Annotated in this window: 2 protein-coding genes and 6 pseudogenes; 5 read left to right on the top strand and 3 right to left on the bottom strand. The window is 55.8% G+C overall.

Annotated features, from left to right (window positions below; genetic code table 11):
• Window positions 1-634: 634 nt before the first annotated feature.
• Complete coding sequence (locus tag DIE21_RS36395; RefSeq protein ID WP_124502155.1) at window positions 635-3,790, bottom strand: Eco57I restriction-modification methylase domain-containing protein; 3,156 nt, start codon at window positions 3,788-3,790, stop codon at window positions 635-637.
• Window positions 3,791-3,952: 162 nt separating this feature from the next.
• On the opposite strand from DIE21_RS36395, the pseudogene DIE21_RS36390 reads away from it, so the two are divergent.
• Window positions 3,953-4,561: pseudogene (locus DIE21_RS36390) on the top strand (IS21 family transposase); the annotation flags it as partial.
• Window positions 4,562-4,628: 67 nt separating this feature from the next.
• Here the strand turns inward: DIE21_RS36390 and istB are convergent.
• Window positions 4,629-5,495 (bottom strand): IS21-like element ISBcen28 family helper ATPase IstB, encoded by an 867-nt coding sequence (gene istB / locus DIE21_RS36385; protein ID WP_124502154.1) that lies wholly within the window; start codon window positions 5,493-5,495, stop codon window positions 4,629-4,631.
• Window positions 5,492-6,747 (bottom strand): annotated as a pseudogene (gene istA, locus DIE21_RS36380) (IS21 family transposase). The gene istB and the pseudogene istA overlap by 4 nt, the downstream one beginning before the upstream one ends.
• A 124-nt stretch (window positions 6,748-6,871) precedes the next feature.
• On the opposite strand from istA, the pseudogene DIE21_RS36370 reads away from it, so the two are divergent.
• From DIE21_RS36370 to DIE21_RS36360, 4 pseudogenes are all read left to right on the top strand, one after another.
• A pseudogene (locus DIE21_RS36370) lies at window positions 6,872-7,233 on the top strand (IS21 family transposase); the annotation flags it as partial.
• A pseudogene (locus DIE21_RS38100) lies at window positions 7,225-7,359 on the top strand (ATP-binding protein); the annotation flags it as partial. The pseudogenes DIE21_RS36370 and DIE21_RS38100, both read left to right, overlap by 9 nt.
• 65 nt (window positions 7,360-7,424) lie before the next feature.
• Window positions 7,425-7,940: pseudogene (locus tag DIE21_RS36365) on the top strand (IS3-like element ISBam2 family transposase); the annotation flags it as partial.
• A gap of 146 nt (window positions 7,941-8,086) precedes the next feature.
• A pseudogene (locus tag DIE21_RS36360) lies at window positions 8,087-9,225 on the top strand (DUF3578 domain-containing protein); the annotation flags it as partial.

Here is a 9,225-nt window from a genome sequence, read left to right as displayed (position 1 = left end):
CTGCCGCATCGCTGGCAGCCTGTCTCGACCGCCGCCTAAACTCGCTCGTCAAGATGCGTTGGCTGGCCGCTTACGACGGACGCAGGGAGTTCTATGTCGAACTCGAAGATACGTGAAAGCCTGGGGACTGCTCTGACTTCGTTCAACGCGAAGTGTTGCCGTTGCTCAGCGGGCCGGCTATGTCCCTGTTGCAAGCTCGCCTACGCCTGCTCGCATGGTTCGCCGCGTCTCAACGTGTAGTGCGGGCCGTCTGCGATTCGATGACGGATTTCCGGAGATGCTCGGCGGATCGAAACCGATCAACCTAGCGGCGGCACCGTTCGACCTCCGGCCGCTATTCGATACTTCGGTGTATCACGATGCCGTAATGTGACCTGCCCTCGAATTTTCGGACCAGTTGAAGCTTGGGAGTGATTCATCGGTGAACGCCCACGAAGGATGAAGCAGCCACCGCTTCGCGCCGGTACTGCGAGGGAGTGGTGGTCGAGGTCGGTTCATTGGCTTTCGTGGCGTAAAGTCATCCCGATCGAGCGCGGTCATAAAGCGTAACGGGCAAGGTCAGCCCTGAATGGCTCCCCCCCGTTAAGTCGTCACTCGTGCCGGATACCGGCAATTGATCGCAGAGCTGCGGAGGTCACGTCGCGTTTTTCGCAACGCTAGACTCTACCAACTGAATTTCCTCCTCAGTTAAGCCGTACAACTTGAACACTGCATCGTCGATCTGCCTGTCCGCAGCGCTAACTTTAGCTTCGAAGAATGCTCGATCTCGATCTGAGAGCGCCTCTGACAATTCAGTCGCAAGTGCAAACCGCTTACGAGCGAGCAACGCAACTTTATCAATCTGTGTACGTACCGATTTCTGCTTCGCATGCGCCCAGACAATCGGCAGCTTTTCGAGAAATTGCCTGTTCGCAGAACGGAAGCCGCCTCGGAACGGCGCACTGATAAACGGAAAGTACCAACGCAAGAGCGTAGAGTTCAGCAAGCCGAGAACGTAGTACAGCTCGGTCTCTGTCGCGCTGTCCTTCAGCGTCACCCCCCCTACATCGACATTATCCAAGAAATGGATGGCGCTTTCGTCCATCGTTGCGTGTAATTCATCCACCAGCCGAGGCACGCATATCTTACGCTGTTCCTGCTTGGTCAGATTTTGGCTCCGCCCAAACCTGTACCATCCGTCGTCGTTGAATTTCCCCTTTTCCCGGCCGCGAAGTTTCCGCTCACATTCCAACAAATAGTTGGCGATTTTGGGATATTTTTTTTCAATCTCGTCAAATTTTATTAACTCAGCGGAGTTATCGCTGATGAAGTACGGAAAAAGAATAACCTGCCGCTTCGGCAAAGGCGCGTATCTATCAACGTCCGTTCCACTCACCAGCGGATGAAGCAGTGCGTTCTCCAACGTCACTGGTTGCCGTAGCGCCTTCGAATATAGTTGGACGGAGTGCTTGGTCTCTTTCAAAACATCCATTATATATACGTCGTCAGCGCTGGTTTGCAATCCGACGAAAATATTGCAATGATCCCCAAACCGATCAGGGATTTTTTGCAATTTTTTGAAAAGTGCATTTCCCTCACCCACTACGAAATTCCATTCTCCCTCTCCGGCTGGAGGTGCGGAGATCGTGTCAGAAGTAGCTTCGTCTTTCGTCGCCCACGCGGACAAATCATCGACGCGACGAAACGTGAATTTTGCATTCGGCGAGCCAGTCAGAAATAATAGACTGGTGTAAGTTGTCGCGCCAGCAAATATTTGGAAATCGCCGAAATGTACAATTTCGTGAATTGACTTACGCTCAGATATAATATTTCTGAGCGGAGCGCCGTATTTTGCATTGAAAAACTTGTGCGGGAGAATAAAACCTAAACGCCCTCCCTTATTAAGAAGACTGAGCCCTCGCTCTACAAACGCCACATATACGTCGTAATTTCCTTTCTGCGTTGAAAGATATTTATCCCTAAGAATCCCAACTTCTAATGGCGCCCACTCCTTCATAACCTGAATGCGGATATATGGAGGGTTTCCGACAATCGCATCAAACCCTCCCTCACGAGCAATGGTCGGAAATTGACTCCGAAAGTCCATTGCATTGATTCGCCGCTCCGCCACAATATCTGCCGGAAACAGATCATCACTGAACATGCCAGGATCAATGAGCGAGTTTCCACAAACGATGTTTCGGTTTAGCGAGGGAAGTATTGCTTGATGAATTTCGTGCTGGTAATTGTTCGCGGTTGCCGTCGTTTCCTCTTGAAGCAAGCGAAGATACAGCGAAAGCTGAGCCACTTCAACAGCTTGATGGTCGATATCAACTCCGTGAATATGTGTAAGCAAAATTTCTCGCTTTTTTGCCAGCGATAAATGCAAAACGCCATCCCGATCCACGCAGTCGCCAGGTTTAACTTTGCCTGGATTCGCATTATAATAAGAAGCATAATGTCGCAATAAATAATCGTAGACTCCAATCAAAAAAGAACCGCTGCCGCAGGCAATATCGGCGAATCGCATTTTTCGAATGGCTTCAGGCGCCTTTCCATCGATTAAGCGACCTATCGTATTTTCTACAATTCTACTAACAATAATTTCTGGAGTGTAGTAAACACCGCCCGCCTTGCGAACTTCTGGTTTCTCCGTAACGCTTGCTTCCTTGCCATCGACAACAATTACCTTTCCAAGGAAGCGCTCGTATATGCTTCCAAGAATACTTATTGGAACATTATTGAAATCATACGGGGATTGCGGGTCAGATAAGTCTTTACATATATCGCTAAAGACTCGATTATCCACTCGGAAATTCGCAGAATCGAGAATAGCATGCGGCTTAAAGACAATGCCGTTATAAATACTATCGAGTCGCTGCGAGGTGCTGACAAAGTCGCGCCATGGCTTATCACTTTGAACAATTTGACTGATGATTGGCTTTGGTTCGATTAACTTATCCTCTAGAAATCGAACAAATACTAATCGATCCAACGTGCGTTGAACAATCTCGGTCAGCATCGACCCATCAAGCGCCGGGTTTTTCTGATGAAACGAATTTGCGAGCTCTGATCTGTAGCCGTCGAGTTTTTCGAGGAACAGTTCATCGATGCTTTTGAAACTATTTTTAAACAGTGTTAACTGTACCGCCCGCCCCTTCGGGCGAGGCATAGTAGCGGCAAATTTTTCGATGCTGTTGTTTGCGACAGCTTCACGCGAGAACAAATAATAAAATTCCGCGAACGTCTCCTGACTCGCGAATTCTTGATAATTCCACGTTTTTACTTTCCGATTCAGTGCCGTGTCAACATCCGGCTGAAAGCGGCTATCAATTATATGGACGCTATTGAAATCAGTTAGCACGACAAGCGGATGCCGGTTGCTCCACGCATACCGAATTGCTTGAAAGTAATTATCGGCAATTGCAATGTCAGATTGAGGTTTTTTTGCCTCGACAAAGAATAACGTCCGATTAAAATGAGGGCTAAGCGAAAAGGCATAGTCCGCTCGCCGCTTTGCTGCGCCTGTTACTACGCCTCGTTCAATTGTTACTTCTTGTTCATACGGGTTTTTTTGGACGTGATGGTTTACGTCCCACCCAAGGGCTATGAACAGCTTGTCAATGAAATCTTTGCGTGCGGCTTGCTCTGAGAACTGGGGCGAAAGAAAGAACGGTTCGTTTGATCGAAAGTCATCGATCAGTTTTTGCGTTCGGACGAATGCCTCATCGAAGCTAGCACTTGGATGGTCTGTCGACACTATTGGGCCTATTTTTGTAAGTTCAAAAACACGTTGCGCCGCGACGGTCATTAGGAGGCCGGCAATGAACGATCAATCGGATATCGCCGCAGGCGCTTGCGCTCGTCGCGCTCACCGTCTGCAGGCGGTCAATCCAGTTGGTGTCAATTCTACGTGCCCAGAACTCCATTTGGCGAGTGACCCAAACATGTGATATCGCCCTGGAGATCCGTCGTGGGAGTGTCGGTAGTCGAGCTGGAGGAAGTGATGACGATTCTGGAATTGCATCGGCAAGGGCTCAGTATTTCGGTCATCACCGCTCGACTGAGTATGGACCGCAAGACCGTTCGTAAATAGCGTTCAGGCGCCGCGTTACGGTCCGCGCGCACCGCGACCGTGCGTGGTCGATCCGTTCGTCCACTACGTCACCGAACGTGTCCGCGAGTTCCCCGACCTGAGCGTCGAGCGCCTGCTGCGGGAGATTCGGGCGATGGGTTACACGGGCGGCCGCACGGCATTGGGCGACCTGATTCTGGAGGTCCGCCCGCCACGCCAGCGCGGCTTCGAGGTGCGCTTTGAGACGATTGCCGGGCATCAAGCACAGGTGGACTTCGCCCACTTCAATGTCGAGTTCGGCAACGCGCCTGGCCAGCCACGTTCGATCTGGCTGTTCTCGATTGTGCTTGGACACGGCCGCTATCTCTGGGAGCGCTTCGTCGAGCATTAGGACCTGCAGACCGTCCTACGCTGCCACATGAAGCGTTCGAGCACCTCGGCAGCGCTCCGCGCGAGATTCTGTACGACCGGATGAAGGCGGCCGCGCTGGGCGAAGTCGAGAAGCACTGTCAACGTCGGACGTAATTTCCCCAGAAGTGTCGAAGTAAAATTCCCCACCCTGTTCGGACGGTGATCAGCCGGCGATGTGATCGGATGAGCTCCTTCGAGGACGGCCCGGGCGCCGACGAACTGGTTCAGCGGGCGCGGGATTCAGAGAGGACGGTCGGTTGCGCAAATGGTCGGGCAGGAGATCGGCGTGTTCTCGTAGGCGGTACGATGTGCCTTCGATTTGCACGACGATCGCGTGATGCAGCAGCCGGTCGAGCAGCGCCGCGGCGACCACGCTGTCGCCGAACACCTCGCCCCATTCGCCGAAGCTGCGATTGGACGTCAGGATGATTGCGCAGCGCTCGTAGCAGGCGTTGACGAGCTGGAAGAACAGGTTGCCGCCGTTGGAGCCGATGGGCAGGTACCCGATCTCGTCAACGATCAACAGGCTGTTACGGGCAAGGAAGCGCACGCGCTGCGCCAGGTTGCCCTCCCGCTCGGCCTTGGCCATCGAGTTGACGATCTCGGCCAGCGAGCCGAAGTAAACGCTCTTGCCAGCGCGCACGGCTTCCACGCCCAGCGCAATGGACAGGTGCGATTTGCCCGTACCGGGCGGCCCCAGGAAGTGAACGGTCTGCCGTCGTTCGATGAAATCGAGCTGCGCAAGCGCCATGATGCGATCGCGCTCGAGGCTGGGCTGGAAGCTGAAGTCGTAACCGGCCAGCGTCTTGATCGTGCCGAGCCGCGCGGTCTGCAGCGCCATCCGGATGCGGCGGGTCTCGCGCGTCGTGAACTCCTCGCCCAGCAGCGTTTCCAACACTTCCAGCATCGAGCTGTCGCCTTGCTCGAAGCGATTCAGGGTGGCGTCCAGCGTTTCGAGTGCACGCGGCACGCGCAAGCCGACGAGATAGCGTCGGATGCGTTCCAGTGTCGATACGGGCGCGCTGCTCATGCGGCCCTCCCGGCGTTCGCGAGGCGTCTGGCGACCTGGTCATAGAACGACAGAGGCCGCCGAGCCACGGCTTCCGTCACCGATGGCGCCTGGTGTCGTGCCGGCTGCTTACGCTGATTTGTGCGTCGATGACCGGGCAACAACGAGGTTCGTCGTCGACCTTCGAGCACGGGATGAACCGCCAGCAGTTCCCCGTCTTCGTAGATGCGGATCTCGTGAGCCAGACTATGGACGTCGAGCGTGCGCTTGCGAGTACGATCGGGCACGCTGTAGTAGTTGCCGCCGACCGAGACGAGGCCTTCGTGGCTCACGCGCCGCTCGAGCCGGATCACGCCGTTGAAGGTGCCGGCCGGCAACGCCTGCAGTGCGGGGCGCTCCTCACCGAAGTGCTGGGCGACGACGCGGTGCGTCGTGCCGTGCACACGCACATTGGCCACCGTGTCGAGCCACTCGCGCAACTGTCGGTTCAGGTCGGCGAGATTCTGGAAGCGACGCGCCAGGAAGAGTCCTGCCGGATATAGCGATACGGCCGCTCGACCTTACCCTTGGTCTTGGCGCGATACGCCTTGCAGGCACGCGGTGCGAAGCCGTAGTGCTGCGCAAACGCGACCAGCTTCGCGTTGTAGACGATGTGCTTCTCGACTTCGCCCAGCACGGCCGCCTTCATCCGGTCGTACAGAATCTCGCGCGGAGCGCCGCCGAGGTGCTCGAACGCTTCCATGTGGCAGCGCAGGACGGTCTGCAGGTCCTGATGCTCGACGAATCGTCCCCAGAGATAGCGGCTGTGCCCAAGCACGATCGAGAACAGCAAGATCGAGCGTCGCTGGCCAGGCGCGTCGCCGAACTCGACATTGAAGTGGGCGAAATCCACCTGCGCTTGATGCCCGGTAGGCGTCTCGAAGCGCACCTCGAAGCCACGGTGGCGAGGCGGCCGAACCTCCCGAACCAGGTCGCCCAGCGCCGTGCGGCCGCCGGTGTACCCCATAGCCCGAATCTCGCGCAGCAGTCGCTCGACGCTCAGGTCGGGAAACTCGCGCACACGCTCGGTGATGTAGTGGACGAACGGATCGACCACGCACGGTCGCGGTGCGCGCGGACCGTAACGTGGCGCCTGAACGCCATTCCTGATGTATTTACGAACGGTCTTGCGGTCCATACCCAGTCGAGCAGCGATGGCCGAAATACTCAGCCCTTGCCGATGCAATTCCAGAATCGTCATCACTTCCTCCAGCTCGACCACCGACACCCCCACGACGGATCTCCAGGGCGATATGGTCGTCGATCGACAGGACGGCGCCGCTACCGCGGCGCCGTCAGATAAAAAACTGGGGAAAATTACTTCGACGAAAGTGGGGAGTATCTATCCGACGCTGACAAAGCACATCGTCCACAACGCGAAGCTGGTCGCGTTTGCGCAGCACTACGGCTTCGCACCGCGTGCCTGCAAGGCGTATCGCGCCAAGACCAAGGGTAAGGTCGAGCGGCCGTATCGCTATATCCGGCAGGACTCTTCCTGGCGCGTCGCTTCCAGAATCTCGCCGACCTGAACCGACAGTTGCGCGAGTGGCTCGACACGGTGGCCAATGTGCGCGTGCACGGCGCGACGCGCCGCGTCGTCGCCCAGCACTTCGGTGAGGAGCACCCCGCACTGCAGGCGTTGCCGGCCGGCACCTTCAACGGCGTGATCTGGCTCGAGCGGCGCGTGAGCCACGAAGGCCTCGTCTCGGTCGGCGGTAACACCACACTGACTGCAGCTATGCTCGACCGCATCCTGCACCACGCCCACATCATCCAGATCAAAGGAGACAGCTACAGACTGAAACAGCAACGCCAAGCTGGCCACGTTTCCTCATCGAAGAGGTAACGACTGGCTCAGTTTTACTTTGCGCGATCAGGCGCGAAGTGGCTCAGATTTCAAATGCGTTTGACACCAACGAGGTGTGGTCAATCGATTTCGTGATGGATGCGCTTTCCAACGGCCGGCGCGTGAAGTGCCTGACCGTCGTCGACGACTTCACGAAAGAAGCTGTCGACATCGTCGTCGACCATGGCATCTCAGGTTTGTATGTCGCTCGGGCATTGGACCGTGCAGCTCGCTTCCGGGGCTATCCCAAGGCGCTGAGAACTGACCAGGGACCGGAATTTACGAGCCAGGCGCTTGACCAGTGGGCGTATGCGAACGGCGTCACACTGAAGTTGATTCAGGCGGGCAAGCCAACGCAGAATGCGTACATCGAATCGTTCAACGGCAAGTTCCGCGACGAATGCCTTAACGAGCACTGGTTCACGACGCTCGCGCACGCTCGGGCTGTCATCGCGGCATGGCGTCAGGACTACAACGAGCAAAGGCCGCACAGCGCACTGAACTACCTTGCGCCGTCAGAGTTTGCGGCGAAACATCGGGCAACCGCGGATGCTCCTGCCGCTTTCCAGGAGTTGGTTTAAAGGGACTTTGCTAGAAGCCCATTGGCCCTATTGAAGGGGGCAGGTCAGCGCCAGTGTGTGCGGGACACGTCAGGGCGTGCAACGTAGTCTGCACGATCTATCGATACAATCAGTGCTTCATACATAGAAAACTGCAGGGGCGATTTATGAGCAGGTACTGCGGGGACGACGATCCCAAATCCATCCTCGAGGCGGCCATCCACTGGCGCGACGCAGCTCTCTTAGGCAACCGCTCAGTCCTGACAAATCAGTCGCTTTGGACATCGCCAGCTCTCGACTTGCTCGATGAACACTTCGTCCGCAACCCGGATCTCGGCGACGGAAAATTTCTTGAGAAGTTAGAGAATCAGCTCGCACCAACCGCGAACTCCACGAAGCAATTGGTCGCGGAAATGATGTGGCTTTTGTACCTCTGTCCAAGCAGCCTAACAGCAGGTCGCAAACGCAAGACTATCCAGACCATCTGGTCGTGGTCCGGCGAACCACTGCCGACGGATTCCCGCTGGCTAGATGACGACGTGCTCGCGGGTGTTGGTAGTGCCGGCCCCGGCTTCAATCAAAATCAATGGCGCGAGCTGGTCTTCCTAATCAACTTCCTCCGTCGCTTCAGTGAACTAAGCAACATTCAACAACTGGAGCTGATCGCCGACGGTTGGGCCTTTGATGAATGGCTTCGCCAGGTTCCCGATTGGGAAGCAAGACAGTTTCGCCACATGCTGCTCTTCTTGCTGTTCCCAGATGACTTCGAGCGCATCTTCGGTCAGAACGACCGGAAGACCATTGTTCGACATTATTCGCAACGTGAGCGCCGCGTCGTCAATCGCATGGATCCAATTCAACTGGATCGAGAACTGCAAGCGATTCGGAAGCGCCTTGAAACAGAGCGCGGTACGACCCAGCTCGACTATTACGTCCCCCCATTGAAAGGAGAGTGGCGTAGCGAAACATTCGCCGCAGCGACGGAGACCGTAACGCCAGAGCACGTCCGATTAGCTTTGCAGGAAATCGATCGGGACGGTGTGCCGAAGGATGCTGAATCTACCGGTTACGATTTGCTCTACGACGGCAAACGCTATCCGCCGAAGTTGGTCCTATCGCTGGCTGTTAAATACGCAACTGGGGAACCACTGGATCGCGCAACCTTCTCTGGTGGCGAAGATTCGTCTGCGTTTCGTTTTCTAAGACGTCTTGATTTCGAAGTTGAGTCGTGGACTTGCCCCTGCATGACCGGACACGCAGTCACGCTTAGGTTAGCGAATTTTCTTGCTGGCGAAACTCGCGTGGC

Source organism: Burkholderia sp. Bp9140, assembly GCF_003853425.1.
Taxonomy (GTDB): Bacteria; Pseudomonadota; Gammaproteobacteria; order Burkholderiales; family Burkholderiaceae; genus Burkholderia.
This window is presented reverse-complemented; position numbering and strand designations above follow the sequence as displayed.